A 24,963-nucleotide genomic window follows, 5' to 3' on the forward strand; every position below is an offset into this window, starting at 1 on the left:
CTTGTAGAGGGTATTAGTGGTTTCAGGAGGGTTCAGGAAGCCGCAGCCCCCGAGGTGGCTTGGGGCGCTGCCACAGCCACGGTGGCATTCGCATGCCGCGCCAGCAGTTGCCGGGTGACCACCGCATAGTCCGACGGATCCACTGGCCCCAGCCACTGCTTGAAGCGGGTGAGCACACCAAGCGGCAGCCCCATGTCCTGCAGCAGTTCGTCAATGTTGTGCACCGAGAACGGGATGATGTTGGTGCCTTTGGAATGCTTGCCGTCGGTGCGCTCCTCCATCCAGGCCAGGCGCCGGTCGATCTGCGCGTTCATCTGGTCCGGCCGCGGCAGCTGCAGCCCACCGCGCAGGTGGTTGGCCAGCCACAACGCACCGATCTCGCAGTTGAGCTGGCTGAAGAACGAGGAGTTGTAGCCGTTGAACGCCAGGCGCGGCATGCCCACAGGCAGGATGGACCGGTAAAGCCGGAAGTTGCCGCGTGCATCGGTCACACGCTGAAGCACACTGCTGTCGAAGAACGGCACCTGCTGGTGCCAGCCCGTGCCGCAGACCACGATGTCGGCAGGCACCGTTTCACCGTTGCTCAGCACAGCCTGCCCGGGCTTCAGGGTCTGGATACTCACGCCTTTGCGCACGCCCAATTCGCCAGCGGCCACCTTCTCGTAGAAGCCGTCGGTCACAAGGCTCACGGTGCTGCGGGCGATGGTTTCGAGCGGCGTGCCCGGGTGCAGGCCGATCTCGCGGAGCTTGAGTTGGCGCGTGACCACCGATTCCACGCTGCCCAGCATGGAGTTGCGCACCGGCAGGCCCGGGCCGTGCAGGAATTTCTCGAAACCCTTGGGCTCGATGTACTTGAACAGCGCCTCGCCCATGCGCGTGAGCAGCAGGAACTTGAAGTTCAGCACGTTCATGAACTTCTTCGGAATCTTCCAGATGAGGTGGCGCGCAAGTACCGTGGTGCTGGCACTGTCAGCCGCGATGGCATTGGCCACGTCGCACGACGACTTGCCGTAGCCCACCACCAGCACATGCTTGCCGCGCGCCTCGCCCGCATCGTTGAACTGGCTGGTATGGCACACACGCCCGCCTGCGGCCACAAAGGCATCCACCCCCGGGTACTGCGGCACTGCAGGCTCGCTGAAGATGCCGTTGCACACCACCAGGTAATCAAAGCGATACACCTCGGCCGGCAAGGCGCCGCCCTGCCCCGTCGCTGCGCGGCGCGCCTGCACGGTCCACACACCGGCCTCTTCATCGAGCACCGCGCTCTCCACCGTGGTGGACATGCGCAGGAATGGCACCAGTCCGAAGTGCTCGGCATATGACTGCAGGTAGGCCTGCACCTGCTGGCCCGAGGGCCACTCGGGGTAGCTGGCTGGCATCGGAAAGTCCGACAGCGCATAGGTGGTGCGCGGGTTCTGCGTGGTCAGGCCCGGGTAGCGGCGCGAGGCGGCCCACACGCCACCCACGTCAGGCTCCTTCTCGAACACCGTCACCTCAAAGCCAAAGGCGCGTAGCACCTTGGCGGTGGAAAGGCCGGCGAAACCGGCACCGATGATGCCTACAGATCGGATGGTCATGGCTGCTCCTTCACGACATGAGTTTGGGGATGGCCGGCTCGTACGACTCGGGCCCCATGGCCGAGTAGCCGCCGTCGCAGGCATAGTCGGCGCCGGTCACGAAGCTGGCCAGGTCCGAGCACAGGAAGAGCACCACGTTGGCCACCTCGGCCGGGTCGCCCACGCGGCGCAGCAGGTGGAAGGGCGCGGCCACGCGGTCGGTCTTGGCGCGGTCGCCCCCGGTGAGCTGGTCCATGATGGCTGACCAGGTCCAGCCGGGTGAGACGCTGTTCACGCGCACACCCTCGCCCGCCAGGTCCATGGCCATGCTGCGCGTGAGCTGCACCATGGCAGCCTTACCCACCGGGTACAGCCAGCGCCCGGTCTGCGCCACGCCCGAGGAGATGCTGGTGAAGTTGACCACCGCCCCGCCCCCAGCCTGCTGGAAATGCGGGCGCACGGCCTTGAGCACCATCACCGCGCTGACCAGGTTGACGTTGAGAGAGGCCAGCCAGTCCGCGCGCGGCGAGGCGATGCCGTCGTCCAGATAGGAACATGCCAGGTTCACCAGGTAGTTCACCCCGCTATGGCGCGCGGCGGCCAAGGCCACGCAGGCGGCCACCTGGGCGTCATCGGTGATGTCCGTGCGGCTGAACAGCACCCCATCGCCCAACTCGTCCGCCAGGGCCTGTCCGGCCTCGGCATTGATGTCGGCCACCACCACCCGCACCCCAGCCTGGTGCAGTGCACGCACCACCCCGGCACCGATGAGGGTGGCGCCCCCGGTCACGATCGCGCTCTTGCCGCGCATGCCTTCAAATCCCTGGACCATGCTGACTCCTGTGCTGACTGAAACATGTTGCGGCGCAGCAGCGGTAACACGCCGTCACATCCGCCCCCATGCACCCGGTGCTAACGCTCTTGCGCAGCACCCGGGGCATGCACAAGAATAGAAAAGCAGCCCGCACATCCACATCCCGAAAGCGCAGGGCGTATCCCACAAACGCATATTTTCGCGCCCCTGCCGTGGCGTGTTTCGTGCTTGCCCAAGAACCAACATCCCACCGGCCAAACCGCATGCACACCGCCCAGCAGAACAGCACCGCGCACCCGCTACCACTGGAGCGCTATCGCCTGTTCGACAGCCACGACCTGGACGAGGCGCGCGAATTCGTGGGCCGCGTGTTCTGCCCGCATGACCTGGCCACACTGCGCCCGGGCTCGCAGCTTGACGCCTGCCACCACAGCGTGCCCCTGAACCGCGACGCGAGCCTGAACTACGTGCAGTACGGGCCGGCGGTGCGCATTGAGCCTGGCCATTTGGGAGGCTTTTACCTGCTGCAGATTCCGCTGCGCGGTGGCGCCATGGTGCGGTGCGGCAGCCAGGCCGTGGAATCGCATGCGCTCATGGCCTCGCTGCCATCGCCCACTGAAGCGCTGTCGATGCGCTGGCATGACGACAGCCCACAATTCATCGTCAAGATAGACCGAGCGGCCATGCAATCACGCTTGTCTGCACTGCTGCAGGCGCCCTTGCACCAGCCGCTGGTGTTTGACCTGGGGGTGGACCTGACCAACCCGGCGCTCTTGGGCATGACGAGCTTCATTGCCTACCTGCGCTCTGCGGTAGAAACCAATGCCATCCTGCTGGGACACCCGGTGCTGGCCGAGCAGGCCGAGAACCACCTGCTCACCAGCCTGCTGCTCAGCACGGGACATAACTACTCAGCGGCACTGGCCTCAGGTGCATTCAGTTCTGGCGCAGTGCCCACGGTGCTGCCGCGCGTGGTCAAGCGTGCGCAGGAGTACATGCACAGCCAGTTGGAACAACCCATCACCCTGGCCGATGTGTGCGCGCATGTGGGCGTCAGCGCCCGCTCGCTGCAGCAGACCTTTGCGCAATGCACGGGTAAGAGCCCCATGGCATTCCTTCGGGATTTGCGGCTTGATGCCGCCCGCACGGCACTGCAAAGCAAGTTTGCAGAACGTGCACCGCAGGTGTCGGATATCGCCGCGCGCTATGGTTTTTTTCACCTCGGCCACTTTGCAGAAGGCTACCGCCGGCGCTTCGGCGAGACGCCCTCAGAGACACGCCAGCGCCTGGGCCCACCGCACTGATCCCCGCTCACCCCGGCTGTGCCACGAAGGCATCTGCAAAGAACAGGGTGGACTGCATACCGGCCAAGGCCATAAAGTCTCGCCGCGCGGCATTCACCATGGCGGGCGCACCGCAGGCATACACCTCATGCTGCGACAAATCTGGATGGTCCTGCAACACGGCCTGATGTACCCAACCCCTACGCCCCGTCCAACCATCGGCTTCGGAGGAGTCTGACAGCACCGGCACATAGGTCAGACGTCCTTTCAAGGCCTGTTCCCATTCCTTGCAGAGGTCATGCAGATACAGGTCCTGCCGCACGCGGCCGCCCCAGTACAGGGTGATTCGGCGTCCACTCCCCGCGGCAAGGAGCTGCTCCACCAATGCCTTGATAGGCGCAAAGCCTGTTCCGCTCGCCAGAAGAATGGCCGGGGCATCGGTGGCGGTGTGCATGCCGAAGGTACCAAACGGCCCCTCAATGCGCAGCACATCGCGCACCTTGAGTTTGCCGAACACCTGGTCCGTGAAAAGGCCGCCCGGCAGGTGGCGGATGTGCAGCTCCAGCAGGTCAACGCCCTCACGCGCCGGGGTGGCCAGCGAATAACTGCGACGCCGGTTGCCAGGCAGCAGCACATCCACATACTGGCCCGCCGCGTAGTGCAGGCGCTGGCCTGCGGGCGGTTGCAACTGCACGCGCACCACATCAGGTGCAAGACGCTCCATGGCCGCCACCCGCACCGGTAGCTTGCGCACATCGATACCCGGAATGTGGGGGATCTCGGCACACTCCAGCTGCAGGTCACCCGCTGCAGTCGAGCAGCACAAAAGGCGTTGGCCCTGGGCCAGGTCTTCAGCCGTCAGCGCGGAGGGTAAGGCCCCAGCAATATCCTGGACCGGCCCATGCAGCACCTGCGCCCTGCAGGCGCAGCAGCTGCCCGTTTTGCACTGGTGGGGCAAGCGGATGCCTGCGCGCGCTGCGGCGTCCAGCAGACTCTCGCCAAGCTGCGCCACAAACATCTTGCCGGCCGGCAGCAGCGTGACGCGGTGCTCCTGCGCACGGAGTTCAGCGTATGCCTGCGCAGATGGCGATTTCTGTAGATCCAAGTCCACATCACAATCCAGCATGGTCGGCCCTTCAACCCTTACACCGTGAGGTAACGCGCCCACAGGCTGCGGTCTGCATTGAGCGCAGCAGAGTCGCCCTGCCACACCACCCGCCCGCGCTCCAGGATCACATGGCGGTCTGCCAGGTCCACCAGGCGGTGCACGTACTTGTCGACCACCAGGATAGTCTGCCCCGCGGCCTTGAGCGTGGCCAGGCAGCGCCAGATCTCCTCGCGGATGACCGGGGCCAGGCCCTCGGTGGCCTCGTCCAGGACAAGCAGGCGCGGGTTGGTTGACAGCGCCCGGCCGATGGCCAGCATCTGCTGCTCGCCGCCCGAGAGCTGGTTGCCCAGGTGGTTCTGGCGCTCCTTGAGGCGCGGAAACATGCCGTAGATGCGGTCCATATCCCAGGCATCGCGCAGGCCGTTGCGGTGGTCGGCAAAGGCCAGCAGGTGCTCGCGCACCGTGAGGTTGGGAAACACGTGGCGCCCTTCGGGCACGATGGCCAGGCCCAGCCGGGCGATGGCGTCGCTCTTGAGGCGATCGGTGGCTTGGCCCGCGAAGCGGATGCCTCCAGCCGTGGGGCGCAGCGCGCCCACCAGGGTCTTGATGGTGGTGCTCTTGCCCATGCCGTTGCGGCCGAGCAGGGACACCACTTCACCCGCGGCGATATCGAGGTCGATGCCGAAAAGCACCTGGCTCACGCCGTAGCCGGCCTCCAGGCCCTGGCAGCTCAGCAATGGCTCGGGCGCACTCATGGGGTCGTCTCCAGGGTCTCGGTGCCCAGGTACACGGCCTGCACCTCGGCGTTGTTGCGGATTTCGTCGGGCGTTCCGGCGGTGAGCACCCGGCCATAGACCAGCACCGAGATGCGGTCGGCCAGGCGAAACACGGCCTCCATGTCGTGCTCGATCAGCAGCACCGCCATGTCCTTGCGCAGGGATTCGATGAGCTGCACCATTTGCAGCGATTCGTCCGGCCCCATGCCGGCCATGGGCTCGTCGAGCAGCAACAGCTTGGGAGCCGAGGCCAGCGCCAGCGCCACATCCAGCGTGCGCTGCGCGCCGTGCGGCAGGGCCCCCGCCACCTCGCCCATGCTGGCCTGCAGCCCCACGCGCTCGGCCAGCCGGTCGGCGGCCTCGTACAGGCCTTGCGCCTGCGAGCGCGGCTGCACAAAGCGAAAGCTCGACCCGCTGTGCGCCTGCACGGCCAGCAGCAGGTTGTCGCGCACGGTCTGCGTGGGAAAGATGCGCGTCACCTGAAAGCAGCGCGACAGCCCCTTGGCCACGCGGCGGTGCATGGGCAGCGCGGTGATGTCGGCACCATCGAGCAGCACCCGGCCCGCGTCGGGCGCCAGCAGGCCCGAGATCTGGTTGACCAGCGTGGTCTTGCCGGCGCCGTTGGGGCCGATGAGGGCATGCACCTCGCCATGCGCCACCGAGAGGTCCACATGGTCGGTGGCCAGCAGGCCGCCAAAGCGCTTGACCAGGCCCTGCACTTGAAAGAGGCTCATCGCGGGCTCCTTGCGCGCAGGTCTGCCAGCGCGGCCAGGCCCTTGGGCGCATACAGCGCGGTGGCGATCAACAACACGCCCAGCGGCATGTGCCAGTAGTCGGTGTTGAGCTTGAGCACCTCTTCGAGCGCAAGCCAGACGGCCGCGCCCACCGGCCCGCCCCAGCGCCGGCCCAGGCCGCCGATGACGACCATCACGATCAGCGTGGCCGATTGCGTCCAGTGCATCATCGAAGGGCTCACGAAGCTGTTGCCCGTGGCCAGCAGCGCGCCCGCCAGGCCGGCGACTGCACCGGCCAGCGTGAAGGCCGCCAGCTGCAGCAGGTACACAGGGTAGCCCAGGGCGCGCATGCGCGTCTCGTTGTCGCGGATGCCCGCCAGCGCCGCGCCGAAGCGCGAGGCCGTGGCCCGGTCCAGCCACCACAGCATCAGCGCCACCAGGGCCAGCACCACCCAGTACAGCGTGGGCTCGTGCATCACATCGAGGCCCAGGCCCAGCGCCGGCCGCATGGGCAGCGTATAGCCGTCGTCGCCGCCGTAGCTGCGCAGCGAGACGAACACGAAGTACAGCATCTGCGCGAAGGCCAGCGTGATCATGATGAAGTACACGCCCTTGGTGCGCAGCGAGATGGCGCCGACCAGTGCAGCCACCAGCGCGGCAACCACCATCGCAGCGCCCCAGACGACCCAGGCCGAGGTGGCGCCCGCATCGCTAAGTACCACCACCGCATAGGCGCCCACGCCCACAAAGCCCGCATGCCCCAGCGCCACCATGCCGCCAAAGCCCATGATGAAATTCAGGCTGGCGGCGGCCAGCGCCACCACCAGCACCCGGCGCACGAAGCCGATGTAGAAATCCAGGCCCAGGGCCGATGCCACCAGCGGGAACAGCGCCAGCGCCACCAGCAAGGCCAGCGGCAGCAGTGCGCCACGCCAGCGCGGCACATTCTCCTGCTGCAACGCGGAAGAAGAAAAACTCAGGGAAGAAGGCATATCAGGTTCCTTCGGTTATGTGCGCCACCCGCAGCGCATGAAACTGGCGCGGCCAAGACCAGTGCCCCCGCGCAAGGGCGGCCCCGCTGCGCTGGGGCGTCCCCCTCCCGACTCGCGCAGCGAGTCGAGAGAGGGGTGAAGGCGCGAAGCGACTCAGGGGGTGTTTCATTTCAGCCCTTGGCAGAAAACAGCCCCGCAGGGCGAAAAGACAGCACTGCGGCCATCAGCGCGTACATGGCCACTTCGGCGCACAGCGGCCCCAGGTCGGCAGCCACGGCGGGCGGCAAGGTAGCGCGCAGCAGCAGCGGTAGGAAGGCGCGGCCAATGGTGTCCACCAGGCCCACCAGCAGCGCGGCCACAAAGGCGCCCCGCACCGAGCCAATGCCGCCGATGACAATGACCACCAGCGCAGGAATCAAAATGGACTCACCCATGCCCACCTGCACGGCCATGATGGGTCCCATCAGCGCACCAGCCAGTGCGGCCAGCGCAGCACCCAGCAGAAAGATGCCACTGAACACGCGCTTGACGCGCACGCCCATCAGCTCGGCCATCCACCGGTCGGATGCCCCCGCCCGCACCAGCATGCCCACGCGGCTGTGGTTGACCAGCAGGTACAAAAGTCCTGCCACCAACACCCCTGCGCCCAGCACCACCAGGCGGTACGAGGGGTAAGGCAGCCCGGCAAACAGCTCCACCGGCCCCGCCAGGGCTGCGGGCGTGGGGGCCATGATGGGGGACGGGCCCCACACCATCTTTACGGCATCGTCGGCCACCAAAATCACACCGAACGTGGCCAGCACCTGGGCCAGGTGGTCACGCCCATACAGGCGGCGCATCAGCGTCACCTCCAGCAGCACCGCCACCAGCATCGTGGCCGCTATGGCCACCAGCACGGCGCCTGCCAGCGAGCCGCTTTGCACATGCACGGTGGCCGCCACATAGGCCCCCACCATGAACAGCGAGCCATGCGACAGGTTCATCACGTCCATGATGCCGAAGACCAGCGTGAGGCCCGCAGCGATGAGGAACAGCATGAGCCCATAGCCCGCGCCGTTGAACAACTGCTCGAAGACAAGTATCGGATTCATGGTGCGCAAGGGCCTGTTCAAGTGGGCTGCCAACGATCACTTCAACGGGCACTGGCTGGCATAGGCATCGCCGTAGTTCTCCAGCACCGTCTTGATGGTCTTGTTGGTCACACGGCCTTCAGCGTTCTTGCCGATGGTGCGCAGGTAGAAGTTCTGCACCGGGAAGTGGTTGTTGGCGTATCGGAACGTGCCACGCACCGAGGGAAACTGCGCCTTGGCAAAGGCCTTGATAAGAGCCTCCTTGTCGCTCACCTTGCCGCCCACGGCCTTCACAGCGGCGTCCATGGAGGCAATCACGTCATAAGCCTGGGCTGCGTAGATGGACGGATAGCGGCCGCCGTACTCCTTGCGGAAAGCCGACACAAATGCCTTGTTGGGCGCGTTGTCCATGTCATGCGCCCAGTGTGTGGTGTTGAACAGGCCCAACATCGGTTCGCCCACTGCACCGATGATGTCTTCGTCGGCCGAAAAACCGCTGGTGACCAGCGTGATGTCCTTGGACAGGCCTGCGCCCACAAACTGCTTGATGAAGTTGATGCCCATGGCACCGGGCAAAAAGAAATACACCGCATCAGGCTTGGCCGCGCGCAGCTGGGCAAGCTCGGTGGCGTAGTCGATCTGCCCGACCTTGGTGTAGATCTCGTCGGCCACCTGGCCCTTGTACTTGCGCTTGAAGCCGGTGATGCCGTCCTTGCCCGCCGGGTAGTTGGGCGCCATCACCACCATGCGGCCAAATTTCTGATCGGCAGCAAACTGCCCAGCTGCCTCGTGGAACTGGTCATTCTGGTAGGCCGTGCCGAAGAAATACGCGTTGCACTGGGCGCCTGCGAGCTGGCTGGGACCGGCGTTGTTCGAGAGGTAAGGCACCTTGGCCGCGAACAGCGAAGGCGCCACCGCCAGCGCCACGTTCGACGCGATGGGGCCGGTGAAAAGGTCGATCTTCTCGCGCTGCACAAAGCGGTCCACCAGCTGCTTGGCCTGGTCGGGGCTGCCGGCCATGTCGGTTTGCACAAACTCGACCGGTTGGCCGCCCAGCTTGCCCCCGAGCTGCTTGATCGCCAGGGCAAAGCCGTCACGCGCCTCGGCACCAGGGCCTGCAAATGGGCCCGAGATATCAAGCGCCATGCCGACCTTGATGGGGCCGGACTGCGCAATCGCAGATACGCAGCTGCAGGCCCCCAGGGCCACCAGAGCCGTCAGGCGTGCCACAACGTGCACGCGAGAGGATGAGCGAAATGTGAGAGCCATCTTCAGTCCTTGTCTAACAACGTTCAAAAGAAAATCGGTGTGCACTACACGCCCACCTCGACCCGCCCCGCCACCACGCGCACCGGGAACGTGCGCACCGCTTCGGTGACCGGTGCCTTGCAGGGAGCGCCCGTGCGGATGTCAAAGGTGCCCTGATGCAAGGGGCATTCCACACAGCCGTCTTCCACGTAGCCATCGGACAACTTGGCGGCACCGTGGGTGCACAGGTCGTACAGGGCATACAAGCCCTCTCCTTTGCGGAACACCGCCACGGGCAGTCCGCCCACCACCACGGGCCAGACGGCGCCGTCCGGGAAGTCATCGGGTTCGCCCACGTCGTGCCAGGCGGCGCAGGTGTGCCCGGTGGTTTCAATGTCTGTGGTTGTTTGCATGGTGGATCTCAGATGGGGGTGGCCAACAAGGTGGGTACGCGCAAGGTGTCGTACACCACCCGCTTGCTGCGGTAGCGCCACTCGCCTTCGTGTTGCACCACCTCGTCGAGGTAGGTGCCCGCCTGGTACACGGTGGAATCCCCGGCCTGGCCGGTGATCACCACGATGTAGCTCGACTGCGTGCGCACCACGTCGTCCTCCACACTGGTGATGACCAGGCCCGACGTGGCGTGGCGATAGGCATGGTCCTCAAAGATGTTGGCGTGGCGCAGGGAGAGCACACGGTCGCGCAACATGCCGGCGTTGCGGCAGTACACGATGGGCGCAGGAAAGCCCGCATCGAAGTTCTCCTTGGGGATGATTTCGTAGCGGCAGTCCTCCACAAAAAAGCCAGGCCAGTCTTCCAGCCGGTTGGTGTCCAGCGCGCTCACATAGCGGTGCTGCAGCTCCAGCAGCTCGGTCCACAGTTGCAGTCGTTGTAGTTGTGTTGTCATCTCGGTGGTTCCTCAATAGCCCATCAGCTTCTGGTAGCCCACCCAGAAGCGGCGGATCAGGTTTTCGGTGATGACGGTGTCTTGCTGGTCTGGCGCCTCGCGCGCCATGGCGATGTAGGAGTGCTTGTCGCCATCGCGCACCGTGCCCCGCTGCACCAGCTCGGTGGCCTCGGTGTCTTCCATCGAGATATAGCCCGCAGGCCCCACCAGGTTGGCCTGCAGCAGGCGCAGCTCGCGCATCTCGGGCGTGTCGTCCTCGTAGCCAAAAAAGTGAAACACCAGTTCGAAGTTGCTGGGCCCCTTGGGCAGCAACTGGCGCGCCACCAGCGTGTTGTGGATTTGCTGCACCACCAGCTGCGGAAAGATGGGCTGGATGTGGTTGGTGGTCATCTCATCGAACTCCTTGATCTGCCCCAGCAGCGTCGGGTCTTCGAGCGCAAAGCCTTCGTCCATCGAGCGGATGTTCTGCGCGCTGTAGGCCGCAGCGGTATCCGTCTCCACCTCAGGCTTGGTCACGGTGATGATGCTGTGCAGGCCGTGGTTCGCATCGGGGATGGAGCGCGCCTTCATCCCCACGCGGAAGATGTTGAAGGTGGTGTGGAACAGGTGCAGCAGGCTGGCGTGGTACGGGTCTTTGACGTTCTCGAAGTACAGCTTCCAGTTCGACTTGGAGTACTGCCGCGTGCAGCCCAGGTAGACGATGGGCTTGTGGAAAATGCGGTCGATCCATGGGCGCATCTCGGCGCCCAGGTAGTCAGGCAGTGGTGGGGTTTCGCCGCTGAAGGTTGCAAACAGCAGCCCCTTGTAGCTGTCCACGCGCAGCTTGTGCAGGTTGTGTTCTTCGGGCTTGAAGTCCTTGGGCATGCCCACCATGCCCTTTTGGCCCCGGCGAAACGGCACACCCTGCAGGTCGCCATTGGCCGCAAAGCTCCACTGGTGGTACACGCAGGTGTGGCTGGCGGCATTGCCGCGCTTTTCGCGGCACACCATGGCGCCACGGTGCGCGCAGCGGTTGACCCAGCACGAAAGGCCTTCAGGGGTGCGGGTGACCACCACGGGCGTATCGCCAATGAACGTGGATTTGAAGTCACCCACATTGGGGATCTCTGCCTCCAGGCCCAGAAAGCTCCACACGGGGCCACGGAAGATGCGCTCCTGCTCGCGGTCATAGACCTCTTGCGCGCTGAACACCCGGTACGGCACGTTGGAGCCATCAGGCTGCGGGAAAAACACCTGGCGCTGGGCCTTCAGCGAGACGGGTGGTGCGACTTCAACAACCGGGATTTCAGACATGGGCAACACCTCTTGGATGGGGATACCTCCATGCTAAAAATCGAAGCACACTCGCGCTATCCAGTATCGGCACAGTGCGCGCAACGCCTGTCCGGTTCTTGCAAATCTGATGGGAGTTGTGCAGCGCTGGAGCATGCGGCAGCCCCTGCGCCATGCAGGCGACTGCAGCAGTCGGAGTGGCCAGTGAAACTACGCGCCAGCCGTCTGGCTCGGCAGCTCGCCGAAGCGCTCGCGGTAGTAGCTCGAAAAACGGCCCAAGTGGCCAAAGCCAAATTCCAGCGCGGTATCTGTCACGCAGTGGCCCGGCTGCTCCAGCAGCCGCGCACGCACGGCGTCCAGTCGGCGGTTGCGCAACAGCGCCATGGGGGACTCGCCATGGTGGCGCTGGCACAGCATGTTCAGACCGCGCACGCTCACGCCAGCAGCACGCGCCAGGTCTTCCAGCGCCACGGGGGCGCTGAGGCGGCTTCGCATGTAGTCATCCAGCCGCTCCAGGCGGCGCAGGTCGCCTGCGGCAGCGGCACTGGAAGGCAGTTCGATCTGTGGCACCGTAGGCTGCATAAGTACCGGCATGCCCTGCGTACACGATGCAAGGAACAGCGCCACATTGCTCTCCATGTGATCCACCCAGCGCACCTGGGCGGCGCTCTCCACCGTCTGCTGGCTCACGTGCAGCAGGGACTGCATCAGAAAATGCCACTGCTGCCCCTGCACCGAGGACAGCGCAACGATGGGGTGCACAAAACGGGTGTCGTTCTGCAGAGATTCGGGTGCCCAGGCCCTCAACAACTGGCACGGCACCTTGAGGATGAGCTGGCGCGCGCCCTGCTGCCAGCGCATGTGCAGGTCGCGGCGCGGCGCGATGAGCGCAGCGGCCCCCGCAGGCAGGCGGATCGGTACCCCATCCGACACCATCTCGGCCACGCCCGACAGCGACAGATGCACAAGGACAAAATCATCGAAAGGGCGCGGGCGGATTTCCACCTCTGCACCGTATTGCAGCATGAACATCTGCAACTGGCGGATGCGCACCTTGGACAACGCAGTGTCCACCGCACCACTGCACCATTTCAGGCCGTGGTCCGAAAACTCGCGGGCCACCAGATCATGGGAATCCACCCGCGCGTCCGAGGTGAACACCCGCCGCCGCTGCAGGGCGGACAGGTCCAGAGACAAGGCAGACGGGGACGCCATCGGATAAGACCTCTTCGTGGGAATAGGCGCAGCACATTCGACGATGCGCTGCTTGATATGCGTCAAAAAAGCAATTTCCATACCCAAGGGGTCTTATCCGTCTTTTGTCCGTTGCAGGCCCTTTGCCTGGAGGGGCACATCCCATCGCGCTCCCTGGCTTTCGCTGCCTGCGCAGCCCTCACTACCTTGAGCCACCTAGGCGACAGGCCCCGCCCCACGGCTGGCTGGCACCCGACGTAACATTGCCGCCACACCGGATGCGTGCTTTGCAACCACCTGCGCAGCCCCACCCCACACTGACCGCCCTGCCCCTCTCTCCATGTACCAAGCCCTCAAGCCCTCCCGCAGCAGCACGCTGCCATTGCGCCACCTTGATTACCACGTCCGCCACTGGGGCCCTGAGCAGAGCGATCTGCCCACGCTGGTGCTGGTGCACGGCTGGATGGACGTGAGCGCCTCCTACCAGTTCACGGTGGACGCGCTGCAGCAAGAGCGGCGCATCATCGCGCCCGACTGGCGCGGCTTCGGGCTCACGTCCAGCGCGCAGGCCGACCATTACTTTTTTGCCGACTACCTGGCCGACCTGGACCTGCTGCTGGACCACTACGCGCCCGGCGAGGCCATCGACCTCGTTGGCCACAGCATGGGCGGCAACGTGGCCATGATGTACGCCGGTGTGCGGCCCGAACGCGTGCACAAGCTGGTCAACCTCGAAGGCTTCGGCTTGCCCGCCACGCGGCCCGCGCAGGCGCCCACGCGCTATGCGCAATGGATCGACGAAATCAAGCAGCTGCACCAGGGCAACAAGGACCTCAAGACCTACGACAGCGCCGATGGCGTGGCGCGCCGCCTCATGAAGACCAACCCGCGACTGTCGGAAGACAAGGCGCAATGGCTGGCCCTGCACTGGGCGCGACCCAACGCGCAGGGCCTGTGGGAGATCCTGGGCGACCCTGCGCACAAGATCACCAGCGCCCAGCTGTATCGCGTGGACGAAGCCCTGGCCATCTACGAGCGCATTACCGCTCCCGTGCTGGCCATAGAGGCCAGCGGCGACAGCCTGGGCCAGTGGTGGAACGGCCGGTACACGCTGGACGAATACCACCAGCGCCTGACCCATGTGCGCAACTGCCGCACCGCTGTCGTCGCAGACGCGGGCCACATGCTGCACCACGACCAGCCCGAGCAGGTGGCGCAGCTCATGGAGCAGTTCCTGAACGAAGCGTAGCCAGAATTTGAGCCCAATTGGCCGCTAGCGCTTATCCAACAAGCGCTAGCAGCTATCATTTTTGAAATTTTGTCCCCACAGATTCTCCGTTTGGCAAGCCCTCTGTCAGTCCAGTTGCCCAGCCAGGGGGCATTGAGGGGGCCGTGGCCCATCCCATGAGAAAATCGCGGGTTATTCCACCGAACACTCAGGACAAGAATCATGGACGCAGAACGTATCAACCTCATCGGCACCACCCTCAGCGACCTGGCTCTGCGCACGCAAGAGTTACGGAGGTATCTTTGACTTCGATGCCAAATTTGAACGCCTGCGCACGGTAAACGCATCGCTGGAAGACCCTGCGGTCTGGAACGACCCCAAGAAGGCCCAGGAGCTGGGCAAGGAACAAAAGTCTCTCTCCAGTGTGGTCGTCACGCTCGACAAGCTCACGCGCGAGCTGGCCGACAACGCCGAGCTGTATGAGATGAGCAAGGAGGAAGGCGACGAGCCGGGCCTCATGACCATCGAGGCCGAAACCGCCAAGCTGCGCCCGCTGATCGAAGAGCTGGAGTTTCGCCGCATGTTCAGCAACGAGGCCGACCCGCTCAACTGCTTTGTGGACATCCAGGCCGGCGCCGGCGGCACCGAGGCATGCGACTGGGCGAGCATGCTGCTGCGCCAGTACCTCAAGTACGCCGAACGCAAGGGCTTCAAGACCACGGTCGAGGAAGAAACCCCGGGCGACGTGGCCGGCATCAAGAGCGCCACGATCAAAGTTGAGGGCGAATACGCCTATGGCCTGCTGCGCACCGAAACCGGCGTGCACCGCCTGGTGCGCAAGAGCCCCTTCGACTCGTCGGGCGGCCGCCACACCAGCTTTGCCAGTTTGTTCGTCTACCCCGAGATTGATGACTCGATCCAGATCGACATCAACCCGGCCGATGTGCGCACTGACACCTACCGCGCATCGGGCGCGGGCGGCCAGCACATCAACAAGACCGACTCGGCCGTGCGCCTGACGCACATTCCCACGGGGATCGTGGTGCAGTGCCAGGACGGCCGCAGCCAGCACGGCAACCGCGACATCGCCTGGCAACGCCTGCGTTCGCGCCTGTACGACCACGAGATGCGCAAGCGCCAGGAAGAGCAGCAAAAGCTGGAAGACACCAAGACCGATGTGGGCTGGGGCCACCAGATCCGCTCGTACGTGCTGGACAACAGCCGCATCAAGGACCTGCGCACCAACGTCGAAATCTCGGCCACGCAGAAGGTGCTCGATGGCGACCTGGACGCCTTCATCGAAGCTTCGTTGAAGCAAGGCGTCTAAGCGATGCGGATGCGCACCGACGCCATCATCTTCGACATGGACGGCACCATGATCGACTCCATGCCCTGGCACGCCCAGGCGTGGGTCGAGTTTGCACGCCGCCGTGGCATGGACATTGACGTGCCCGATCTCATGGCACGCACCACGGGCCGCAACGGCACCGAGTGCATCGTGGAGCTGCTGGGGCGCCCCGTGTCGCAAGACGAGGCCGACGCGCTCACGCACGAAAAGGAAACCATCTACCGCGAACTGTTCGCCCCCCGCTTTTCCGAAGTGGCGGGTTTTCGCCAGTTCGCAACCCAGGTGCGCGCGAGCGGGCTCAAGGTGGCCGTGGGTACTGCGGGCGACATCGGCAATGTGGAATTCGCCCTGGGCCACCTGGGCCTGGAACCGGCCCCACAGGCCATCGTGCGCGGCGACGAGGGCCTGCCTGGCAAGCCCCAGCCCGCCATCTTTCTGGAGGCGGCACGCCGCATTGCGGCAGCCCCCGAGCACTGCATCGTTTTTGAAGACGCGCCTTTTGGCATTGAGGCCGCACGCCGCGCCGGCATGCGCGCCGTGGCCATCTGCAGCACCCACACGCCCGAACAACTGGCCGGGCCCCATGTGCTGGCTGCCGTGCGCGACTACACCGAACTCATGAACACCGACTTTCTGGAGAGCATCCATGTTGCAACTGCATAGCGCAGACGGAAGCGGAGACGGCGCAGGTCCGGCCGCCGCCATCCGCCGCGAGGACTACACGGCCCCCGCCTACTGGATCGACAGCGTCGAGCTGACCTTCGACCTGGACCCCAACAAGACCCGCGTGCTCAACCGCATGACGCTGCGCCGCAACCCCGATGTGGCTGCGCAGCCGCTCAAGCTCGATGGCGATGACCTGAACCTGGCGCGCGTGCTGGTCAACGGCCAGGGCACCTCGTTCAAGATGGAAGGCGCGCGCCTGGTGCTGGAGAACCTGCCGGAGGGCGCCGAGCCCTTTGCGCTCGAAATCTTCACCACCTGCTGCCCCGCCAAGAACACGCAGCTCATGGGCTTGTACGTGAGCCAGGGCACCTTCTTCACGCAGTGCGAGGCCGAGGGCTTTCGCCGCATTACCTACTTCCTGGACCGCCCGGACGTGATGGCCAGCTACACCGTCACGCTGCGCGCCGACAAGGCCCAGTACCCGGTGCTGCTGAGCAACGGCAACCTGGTGGACAGCGGCGACCTGGAAGACGGCCGACACTTTGCCAAGTGGGTGGACCCGCACAAGAAGCCCTGCTACCTGTTCGCCCTGGTGGCGGGCAAGCTGGTGGCGCGCGAGCAGAAGATCAAGAGCCGCTCGGGCGCCGACCACCTGCTGCAGGTCTACGTGCGCCCCGGCGATCTGGGCAAGACCGAACACGCCATGAACTCGCTGATGTACAGCGTGGCCTGGGACGAAGCCCGCTTCGGCCTGCCGCTGGACCTGGAACGCTTCATGATCGTTGCCACCAGCGACTTCAACATGGGCGCGATGGAGAACAAGGGCCTGAACATCTTCAACACGAAGTACGTTCTGGCGAGCGAATCCACGGCCACCGACACCGACTTCGCCAACATCGAAAGCGTGGTGGGCCACGAGTACTTCCACAACTGGACGGGCAACCGCGTGACCTGCCGCGACTGGTTCCAGCTGAGCCTGAAGGAAGGCCTCACGGTCTTCCGCGACCAGGAATTCAGCATGGACCTCGCGGGCAGCCCCTCGGCCCGTGCCGTCAAGCGCATCGAAGATGTGCGTGTGCTGCGCACGGCGCAGTTCCCCGAAGACGCGGGCCCCATGGCCCACCCGGTTCGTCCCGACAGCTACGTCGAGATCAACAACTTTTACACCGTCACCATCTACGAAAAGGGTGCCGAGGTGGTGCGCATGCAGCACAACCTGGTGGGCCGCGAAGGCTTTGCCAAGGGCATGAAGCTGTACTTTGAACGGCACGACGGCCAGGCCGTGACCTGCGACGATTTTGTGCAGGCAATCGCCGATGCCAACCCAGGCAGCCCGCTCACGCAGCATCTGGCCCAATTTAAGCGCTGGTACAGCCAGGCCGGCACGCCCCGCGTGCGCGCCACGGGCCGCTACGACGCGGCCACGCGCTGCTATGCGCTCACCCTGTCGCAAAGCTGTGCCCCTACGCCCGGCCAAAGCGAGAAGCAGCCTTTCGTCATCCCGGTCGAGCTGGGCCTGATCGATGCCACCACCGGTGCCGCCCTGCCCTTGCACCTCGCGGGTGACGGCGCTGCAGAAGGCGCAGCCCCCACCACCTCGCGCGTGGTGGTGCTCACCGAGGCATCGCAGACCCTTACCTTCACCAACCTGGACGCCGAGCCGGTGCCGTCGCTGCTGCGCGGTTTCAGCGCCCCGGTGGTGCTGGACATCGACTACACCGATGCGCAGTTGCTCACTCTGCTGGCGCACGACGCCGACGCCTTCAACCGCTGGGAAGCAGGGCAACGCCTTGCGCTTCGCACCGCTATCAATGCAATAGCTGATAGCGCAATGGGGACAAGCGCTAGCGGCCAATTTGACCATCAAATTCTTGCTGCGGAATTTGTGGATGCCATGCGCAGCGTGCTGCGCAACCCAGCGCTCGACGCGGCCTTCAAGGAGCTGGTGCTCACGCTGCCATCCGAAACCTACATTGCAGAGCAGCTTGCGGTGGTGGACCCACAGCGCATCCATGCCGTGCGCGAAGCCATGCGCGAGCAGTTGGCCCTGTCGCTGCAGGCCGACTGGGAAGCGGCCTGGGAGCAGAACCAGGACACCGGTGGCTACAGCCCCGATCCTGTGTCCTCGGGCCGCCGCGCACTCAGCGGGCTGGCGCTGCACATGCTGTGCATCGCCGCGCAGAAGACGGGCGACGTGGTCTGGCCCGGCAAGGCGTACCAACGCTTCAAGGTGGCCACCAACATGACGGACCGCTTCAACGCCCTGACTGCCCTGGTGGCCAGCGGCAGCGAACTGGCCACACCCGCCCTCGCCCGCTTCCATACGCTGTTCAAGGACGAGCCCCTGGTCATCGACAAGTGGTTTGCGCTGCAGGCCGGTGCGCCCGACCGTGGCGGCAACGTGCTGCCCGCAGTGCGCCAGCTCATGGCGCATCCAGACTTCAGCCTGAAGAACCCCAACCGCGCACGCAGCGTGATCTTCAGCTACTGCAGTGCGAACCCCGGCGCCTTCCACCGGTCGGATGCCGCAGGCTACGTGTTCTGGAGCGACCGTGTGATCGAGCTGGACGCCATCAACCCGCAGGTAGCGGCCCGCCTCGCGCGCGCGCTCGACCGCTGGAAGAAGCTGGCAGACCCCTGGCGCAGCGCCGCCCGCGAAGCCATTGCCCGCGTAGCCGCCAAGCCGGATCTGTCCAACGACGTGCGCGAGGTGGTGACCCGCGCACTCGCCGAATAAACCACGACCGAGAAGAGACCGACATGGCAAAAAGCATCAGCCTGACCCGCTACCTTGTTGAACAGCAACGGGTGGACGGACTCATCCCCTCGCAACTGCGCCTGCTCCTGGAAGTGGTGGCACGCGCCTGTAAGAGCATCAGCCACGCCGTGAACAAAGGCGCGCTGGGCGGCGTGCTGGGCACGGCCAGCAGCGAAAACGTGCAGGGCGAGATCCAGAAAAAGCTCGACATCATCGCCAACGAGGTGCTGATCGAAGCCAACGAATGGGGCGGCCACCTGGCGGCCATGGCGTCCGAGGAAATGGACGGCATCTACCTGGTGCCCAACCGCTACCCGCAAGGCGAATACCTGTTGCTGTTCGATCCCCTGGACGGCTCCAGCAATATCGACGTGAACGTGAGCATCGGCACCATCTTCAGCGTGCTAAAGAAACCCGATGGTGACCGTGGCGTGGAGGAAGGCGACTTCCTGCAACCCGGCACCCAGCAGGTGGCCGCGGGCTACTGCATCTACGGCCCGCAGACCACGCTGGTGCTCACCGTGGGCGACGGCGTGGCCATGTTTACGCTCGACCGCGAACAGGGCTCCTTCGTGCTGACCGAAGAAAACGTGCGCATTCCCGAGGACACCAAGGAATTCGCCATCAACATGAGCAACATGCGCCACTGGGACGAACCCGTGAAGCGCTACATCGACGAATGCCTGCAGGGCAAGGACGGCCCGCGCGGCAAGGACTTCAACATGCGCTGGATTGCCAGCATGGTGGCCGATGTGCACCGCATCCTGACCCGTGGCGGCGTCTTCATGTACCCCTGGGACAAGCGCGAGCCCAACAAGCCCGGCAAGCTGCGCCTGATGTATGAAGCCAACCCCATGGGCTGGCTCGTCGAGCAAGCTGGCGGCGCCGCTACCAATGGCAAGCAACGCATCCTCGACATCCAGCCCACCCAGCTCCATGAGCGCGTCAGCGTGATCCTCGGCTCAAAAAATGAGGTCGAGCGCGTGACCAGCTACCATTCCACGCTATAATTCGAGGCTAAGCCGGTGTAGCTCAGTCGGTAGAGCAGCTCATTCGTAATGAGAAGGTCGGGTGTTCGATTCATCTCTCCGGCACCAAATAAAAGCCCCTGATTCGCAAGAGTCAGGGGCTTTTTACATGCGATTGATGTGCAAATCCTTGTTGCACTCCATCGTGACGCAAACGTTGTGACACCGGTCAGCAACGCCACCGACAAGACCAGGCAGGGCTCGCGACCATCCTGCGCCCAGCCAAGGTCAAGGCTTGGGATCCCTCTGCCCCTGTTGCGCGAATGCGAAGTCCGGCAGCGACAACGTGGCCTCGGCTACCTCCAGCAGGCGGCGGTTCTGGTCCATCGAGGTTTTTTGCAACACTCTGAAGGCGACCTCCTCGTTCATGCCAAGTCGGGCCATCAACACTCCTTTTGCGCGCTCTATGACCTTGCGCTCGTTGAGCGTGCGGCGCGCAGCATCCAGCTCCGCTTCCATGCTGGCCATGCGGGCCGTCTGGGTCTGCAGCAGTTCCATGAGAGATGCGGGTTCCCCCGCTTGGGCGCCACCCGGAGGTGCTGGCAACACAGTGGGCGCCAGTGCCATGCCAAAAAACCGATCCACGGCATGCGTACGCTGCGGCGGGTTGTCGCGCAGTCCGCGCAGCAGGCCTTTGGAGTCCTGAAGATCTTGCTGAGCTTCGAGGATGCGCGCCTCGCAGTCCGCCCGCAAGCGTTTGACGAGATCGACCTGGAGGTGCCACAGCGCATTGATGCGCTCGGAACAAACGTCGAACCAGATGTCACTGAGATCGCCGTCCAGCGCAGCGTCTGGCCGAGCCACACACAGCGTTCGGCGCAAGCGCTCCAACTTGGCCACACCGGGAGATAGCTGTTGTTGCTCCCATCGCACGCGCAGTTCTGGCTCGGCGAACTCGGCGAAGACACGCAGGCTACGCTCCTGCGCATCGATGAGGTGAATCACACGCTGCTGGTGCGCCTCGTTGCTACGACCGGAGGCATACAGCAAGGCCCCTAAAGCCCGCTCCTGGCCCGCCTCCTCCTCCGCTTGCACGAGGTGCAGCAACGCCACCAGCAGGCGAGACACGCTGGGCAAACCCGCCGCATCGGCTACATGGAAAACCAACTCGATCAGCCCTGCAATGAGGTGGCTGTAAGCGGCGACAGAATCGTTGGCACTCATTGCCTGGCGTTCGATCTGGGTGCGCAGCGCTGGCAACGACTCCATCCCGAGCAGCGCCCATGCCATCAGCGACAGCGCCTTGGCAGTGGCGCCCTGTGCAGGCTCGATGTGCTGAGCAAACACTTCACGCAGCCGGGCCTCCAAGGGGCCCACCTCTTCGACCACCCGCAGGCGCATGTCGGCAAAACGCTTTGCCTTGGAGGCCAGGAAGGCCCCTGACGCGCCCCGCTCGCGCTGCAGGCCCTGGATCAGTTGCCCGATCACATCCACCAGTTCAGCCCGACTGGCCAGATGGCGCACAGCATCAATCTCCAGTTGCTTGGAACGCAGGACAAGGTTCGATACGGACAAGGGCGCCGCGAGGTCGGGCATGCAGGTTTCCTGGGTTGTTTAGGGCGCAGCCGGAGTGCCGCGACGTGGATGCGATTGTGTCAGGCTGCCGGCGCGCCAGCCACGCTGACACGACCACGTACGGCACGCACGCTGTAGGTGCGAACCGAATGCTCCGGCATTTCCAGGCATTCGCCGGTCTGCAGGTCAAAGTGGTTCTTGTACAGCGGTGAAGCCACCACCACGCGGCCGCTCAGGCTGCCGATCAGCCCGCGCGACAGCACACTGGCACCTGACTTGGGATCCACGTTGTCAATGGCGAAGAACTGGTCGCTGCCAGTGCGGAAAACCGCCACGTGGAGATCGGCGACCAGGGCGCAGACGCCTGTGTTGGGGAGGATGTCATCCACCGCACAGATGTCGGTCCAGTCGAGGGAATCGGTGCTGTTCATGGGGAGTGCACTCATGGTCTATTCCTTTCAGGCCGCCTGGCGGATGGGGATCACTCTGGCCGACGCGGGGCCACGCTCATCGGCGCGCGCCGGGCGGATCTGGCCGCGCTCTTCGACGAAGAGCACGTTCTCATCGGCCTGGTCGCTGTTCACAAACGAGCGGAAGCGCTTGCGCGTCTCGGGGTCGGTCACGGCCGCCTTCCACTCGCACTGGTAGGTGTTCACCACGTTTTGCATCTGCGATTCAAGCTCGGCGCACAGGCCCAGGCTGTCTTTTTGCAGCACGTCCTTGAGGTAGTCGAGGCCCCCTTCGAGGTTTTCGCGCCAGGTGCTTGTGCGCTGCAACCGGTCTGCCGTGCGCACGTAGAATATCAGCACGCGGTCGATCATGCGCACCAGTTCTTCCTTCGTCAGGTCGGAGGCAAACAGCTCGGCGTGGCGTGGCTTCATGCCACCGTTGCCGCAGATGTAGAGATTCCAGCCCTTTTCAGTGGCAATGACGCCAATGTCCTTGCCCTGCGCCTCGGCGCATTCGCGCGTGCAGCCCGACACGCCGAACTTGATCTTGTGCGGGGCACGCAGGCCCTTGTAACGGTTCTCCAGTTCCACGGCCAAGCCCACGCTGTCCTGCACTCCGTAGCGGCACCACGTGGAGCCCACACAGCTCTTCACGGTGCGCAGCGACTTGCCGTAGGCGTGGCCGGATTCAAAACCGGCGGCGATCAGTTCTTCCCAAATCAACGGCAACTGCTCCACCCGCGCACCAAACATGTCCACGCGCGCACCGCCCGTGACCTTGGTGTACAGCCCATATTTCTTGGCCACCTGGCCCACGGCGATCAGGCCGTCGGGTGTGACTTCGCCACCGGGCATGCGTGGCACCACCGAGTAGGTGCCGTCCTTCTGGATGTTGCCCAGGAAGTAGTCGTTGCTGTCCTGCAGGCCGGCCAGCTCCTTCTTGAGCACAAACTCGTTCCAGCACGAGGCGAACACACTGGCCGCCACGGGCTTGCAGATATCGCAGCCCATGCCCTTGCCATGCTTTGCCAGCAGGTCCTCGAAGCTCTTGATCTGGCCCACACGCACCAGGTGGTAGATCTCCTGGCGCGAGTAAGCGAAGTGCTCGCAGATGTGGTTGTTCACGGCCATGCCACGGCGCGCCATTTCCGCCTTCATGACCTGGGTGACAAGGGGCACGCAGCCGCCGCAGGTGGCACCAGCCTTGGTGCAGGCCTTCATCTCGGCAATGGTGCACGCCCCATTGCCCACGGCCTCGCAGATGCCACCCTTGGTGACGTTATTGCACGAGCAGATCTGTGCCGTATCAGGCAACGCCTCTACACCCAGTCCGGGCTTGGCCTTGCCGTCGCTGGACGGGAAGATCAGGAACTCGGGGTCATCAGGCAGCGTGATGCCGTTCAGCGCCATCTGCAGCAACGTGCCGTATTCGGAGGCATCGCCGATCAGCACGGCGCCCAGCAGCTGCTTGCCATCCTCGCTGATGACGATCTTTTTGTAGACCTGGCGACGCTCGTCCACGTACTGGCAGGTGCGGCTGTGCGGCGTTTTCCCATGCGCGTCGCCAATGCTGGCTACGTCCACGCCCATGAGCTTGAGCTTGGTGCTCATGTCCGCACCGACGAAAGCCGCGTCGGTCTCACCCGCGATGTGGCGGGCGGCCACACGCGCCATGTCGTAGCCGGGCGCGACCAGGCCGAAGGTCTGCTCGTTCCACGAGGCGCATTCGCCGATGGCGTAGACATCGTGGTCGCTGGTACGGCAGGCACTGTCAATGGCCACGCCGCCGCGCGGGCCAATGGCCAGCAGGCTCTGGCGCGCCAGTTCGTCTCGTGGGCGGATGCCAGCGGAGAACACGATCATGTCGGTCTCCAGCCAGGTGCCGTCGGCAAACACCATGCGGTGGCGCGCGCGGGCGCCATCGGTGATCTCCTGCGTATTGCGGCCGGTGTGCACCTGCACGCCCAGTTCTTCGATCTTGGCCCGCAGCACGCGGCCACCGCCCTCATCCACCTGAACAGCCATGAGCCTGGGAGCGAACTCGACCACATGGGTTTCGAGGCCCATGTCGCGCAGCGCCTTGGCGCATTCCAGGCCCAGCAGCCCCCCGCCCACGACCACGCCGGTCTTCGATTTGGCACCCGAGGCCTGCATGGCCTCCAGGTCCTCGATGGTGCGGTAGACAAAGCAGTGATCGCGGTCGCGTCCGGACACCTGGGGCACGAAGGGATTGGAGCCGGTGGCCAACACCAGCTTGTCGTAGGTGAGCACTTCGCCATCCGCCGTGGTCACGGTGCGGATGCGACGGTCCACCGATGCAGCGCGCGCGGCCAGGCGCAACGTGAAGCCGGTGCGCTCGAAGAAGCCGGGTTCGACCAGCGAAAGTTCATCGGCCGAGGTGCCACTGAAGAAGGCCGACAGATGCACCCGGTCGTAGGCAGGGCGCGGCTCCTCGCACAGCACGGTGACCTCGACACCAGTCATGCCGGTTTCGGCCAGACTTTCGAGGAACTTGTGGCCGACCATGCCGTGGCCAATGAGAACGATTTTCATGCTTGCTCATCCTGCAAGAACCCGGGGAACCGTTTCGAGGGGTGCAGGATGTGCCATGCCAGCGGCACAGCACACCCTCCGCGGAACCACGGGCGTGGGTTGGAACTACCAAGCGGGCGACTGCAAAAAAAGCCGCAACTCACTCGGGTGTTCCGCCATCATTAGCGGAGGGTATCGATCAGTCCGCAGGCAGCTTCACCAGCAGACACGGAAGGGGATCGCAATATTCATGCCGCACCATCCGAGGCCATGCCAAGCCCCTGTGGGCGGACCAGGTAGGGCTGACCGGATCGTTCTCTGGAGTACCGCCCGGTGGCGGAATGCATCAATGCAGTGCAGCACCTCACCAAATCAGGGCAATCACCCATACCGGTAGCGAGCTGCAAGGACTGGAGTCGCCAGGCTTTGGCAAAGGCTTGGGCGGTGGACACTTTGGAATCTTCCGATTCACCAAAGCATCT

General features: G+C 64.5%; 21 protein-coding genes and 1 tRNA gene. 7 read left to right on the forward strand and 15 right to left on the reverse strand.

Annotated elements, in window-relative coordinates; genetic code table 11:
* Window positions 1-32: 32 nt before the first annotated feature.
* The gene (locus tag AC2YJX_RS03640) at window positions 33-1,580 is read right to left on the reverse strand and encodes a flavin-containing monooxygenase (protein ID WP_487255290.1); all 1,548 of its coding nucleotides are present in this window, start codon (window positions 1,578-1,580) and stop codon (window positions 33-35) included.
* A gap of 10 nt (window positions 1,581-1,590) precedes the next feature.
* Window positions 1,591-2,391 carry an SDR family oxidoreductase gene (locus AC2YJX_RS03645; protein WP_487255291.1) on the reverse strand — a complete coding sequence of 267 codons (801 nt, stop codon included), beginning with the start codon at window positions 2,389-2,391 and terminating at the stop codon, window positions 1,591-1,593.
* Window positions 2,392-2,636: 245 nt separating this feature from the next.
* Between AC2YJX_RS03645 and AC2YJX_RS03650 the strand changes: the two genes are divergently transcribed.
* Entirely contained in the window at window positions 2,637-3,677 is a 1,041-nt protein-coding gene (locus tag AC2YJX_RS03650) for an AraC family transcriptional regulator (RefSeq protein WP_487255292.1), read from the forward strand.
* Window positions 3,678-3,684: 7 nt separating this feature from the next.
* On the opposite strand, the gene AC2YJX_RS03655 is transcribed toward AC2YJX_RS03650, so the two are convergent.
* From AC2YJX_RS03655 to AC2YJX_RS03700, 10 genes are all read right to left on the reverse strand, one after another.
* Entirely contained in the window at window positions 3,685-4,782 is a 1,098-nt protein-coding gene (locus AC2YJX_RS03655) for a CDP-6-deoxy-delta-3,4-glucoseen reductase (RefSeq protein WP_487255293.1), read from the reverse strand.
* A gap of 17 nt (window positions 4,783-4,799) precedes the next feature.
* Entirely contained in the window at window positions 4,800-5,519 is a 720-nt protein-coding gene (locus AC2YJX_RS03660; protein ID WP_487255294.1) for an ABC transporter ATP-binding protein, read from the reverse strand.
* Window positions 5,516-6,274: an ABC transporter ATP-binding protein gene (locus AC2YJX_RS03665; protein ID WP_487255295.1), complete on the reverse strand. Its 759-nt coding sequence runs from the start codon at window positions 6,272-6,274 to the stop codon at window positions 5,516-5,518. The genes AC2YJX_RS03660 and AC2YJX_RS03665 overlap by 4 nt, the downstream gene beginning before the upstream one ends.
* The gene (locus AC2YJX_RS03670; RefSeq protein WP_487255296.1) at window positions 6,271-7,266 is read right to left on the reverse strand and encodes a branched-chain amino acid ABC transporter permease; all 996 of its coding nucleotides are present in this window, start codon (window positions 7,264-7,266) and stop codon (window positions 6,271-6,273) included. Before AC2YJX_RS03670 ends, AC2YJX_RS03665 begins: the two co-directional genes overlap by 4 nt.
* A 170-nt stretch (window positions 7,267-7,436) precedes the next feature.
* Window positions 7,437-8,357: a branched-chain amino acid ABC transporter permease gene (locus AC2YJX_RS03675; RefSeq protein ID WP_487255297.1), complete on the reverse strand. Its 921-nt coding sequence runs from the start codon at window positions 8,355-8,357 to the stop codon at window positions 7,437-7,439.
* 36 nt (window positions 8,358-8,393) lie between these two features.
* Window positions 8,394-9,605: an ABC transporter substrate-binding protein gene (locus AC2YJX_RS03680; RefSeq protein ID WP_487255298.1), complete on the reverse strand. Its 1,212-nt coding sequence runs from the start codon at window positions 9,603-9,605 to the stop codon at window positions 8,394-8,396.
* 44 nt (window positions 9,606-9,649) lie between these two features.
* Complete coding sequence (gene andAb / locus AC2YJX_RS03685) at window positions 9,650-9,997, reverse strand: anthranilate 1,2-dioxygenase ferredoxin subunit AndAb (protein ID WP_487255299.1); 348 nt, start codon at window positions 9,995-9,997, stop codon at window positions 9,650-9,652.
* 8 nt (window positions 9,998-10,005) lie between these two features.
* Complete coding sequence (gene andAd, locus AC2YJX_RS03690) at window positions 10,006-10,491, reverse strand: anthranilate 1,2-dioxygenase small subunit AndAd (RefSeq protein WP_055402627.1); 486 nt, start codon at window positions 10,489-10,491, stop codon at window positions 10,006-10,008.
* Between the two features lie 12 nt (window positions 10,492-10,503).
* Window positions 10,504-11,784: an anthranilate 1,2-dioxygenase large subunit AndAc gene (gene andAc, locus AC2YJX_RS03695; protein WP_487255300.1), complete on the reverse strand. Its 1,281-nt coding sequence runs from the start codon at window positions 11,782-11,784 to the stop codon at window positions 10,504-10,506.
* Window positions 11,785-11,973: 189 nt separating this feature from the next.
* Window positions 11,974-12,978: an AraC family transcriptional regulator gene (locus AC2YJX_RS03700; RefSeq protein ID WP_487255301.1), complete on the reverse strand. Its 1,005-nt coding sequence runs from the start codon at window positions 12,976-12,978 to the stop codon at window positions 11,974-11,976.
* A 319-nt stretch (window positions 12,979-13,297) separates the two neighbouring features.
* Between AC2YJX_RS03700 and AC2YJX_RS03705 the strand changes: the two genes are divergently transcribed.
* The 6 genes from AC2YJX_RS03705 to AC2YJX_RS03730 all read left to right on the forward strand — a co-directional run bounded on the left by AC2YJX_RS03705 (window position 13,298) and on the right by AC2YJX_RS03730 (window position 20,054).
* Entirely contained in the window at window positions 13,298-14,206 is a 909-nt protein-coding gene (locus AC2YJX_RS03705) for an alpha/beta fold hydrolase (RefSeq protein ID WP_487255302.1), read from the forward strand.
* Window positions 14,207-14,407: 201 nt separating this feature from the next.
* Window positions 14,408-15,512, forward strand: a protein-coding gene (gene prfB, locus AC2YJX_RS03710) for a peptide chain release factor 2 (protein WP_121420455.1) whose coding sequence is annotated in 2 segments (ribosomal slippage) — window positions 14,408-14,488 and window positions 14,490-15,512 — 1,104 coding nt in all. Because the reading frame shifts where the segments join, the coding sequence is not laid out codon by codon here.
* Between the two features lie 9 nt (window positions 15,513-15,521).
* The gene (locus AC2YJX_RS03715) at window positions 15,522-16,196 is read left to right on the forward strand and encodes an HAD family hydrolase (protein ID WP_487255419.1); all 675 of its coding nucleotides are present in this window, start codon (window positions 15,522-15,524) and stop codon (window positions 16,194-16,196) included.
* A complete protein-coding gene (gene pepN / locus AC2YJX_RS03720; protein WP_487255303.1) occupies window positions 16,180-18,936 on the forward strand; it encodes an aminopeptidase N in 2,757 nt (918 codons plus the stop codon). Before AC2YJX_RS03715 ends, pepN begins: the two co-directional genes overlap by 17 nt.
* A 23-nt stretch (window positions 18,937-18,959) precedes the next feature.
* Window positions 18,960-19,967, forward strand: a complete 1,008-nt coding sequence (locus AC2YJX_RS03725; RefSeq protein ID WP_055402642.1) for a class 1 fructose-bisphosphatase — start codon at window positions 18,960-18,962, stop codon at window positions 19,965-19,967.
* Between the two features lie 11 nt (window positions 19,968-19,978).
* Window positions 19,979-20,054: transfer RNA gene (locus AC2YJX_RS03730), tRNA-Thr, on the forward strand.
* 159 nt (window positions 20,055-20,213) lie between these two features.
* Here the strand turns inward: AC2YJX_RS03730 and AC2YJX_RS03735 are convergent.
* From AC2YJX_RS03735 to nirB, 3 genes are read right to left on the reverse strand one after another with little or no spacing between them, the layout of a single operon-like run.
* Window positions 20,214-21,521 carry a nitrate- and nitrite sensing domain-containing protein gene (locus tag AC2YJX_RS03735; RefSeq protein WP_487255304.1) on the reverse strand — a complete coding sequence of 436 codons (1,308 nt, stop codon included), beginning with the start codon at window positions 21,519-21,521 and terminating at the stop codon, window positions 20,214-20,216.
* A 59-nt stretch (window positions 21,522-21,580) separates the two neighbouring features.
* Complete coding sequence (gene nirD / locus AC2YJX_RS03740; protein WP_228897937.1) at window positions 21,581-21,946, reverse strand: nitrite reductase small subunit NirD; 366 nt, start codon at window positions 21,944-21,946, stop codon at window positions 21,581-21,583.
* Between the two features lie 12 nt (window positions 21,947-21,958).
* The gene (gene nirB, locus AC2YJX_RS03745) at window positions 21,959-24,502 is read right to left on the reverse strand and encodes a nitrite reductase large subunit NirB (protein WP_487255305.1); all 2,544 of its coding nucleotides are present in this window, start codon (window positions 24,500-24,502) and stop codon (window positions 21,959-21,961) included.
* Window positions 24,503-24,963 lie beyond the last annotated feature (461 nt).

The organism is Acidovorax sp. SRI_002 (assembly GCF_057586455.1).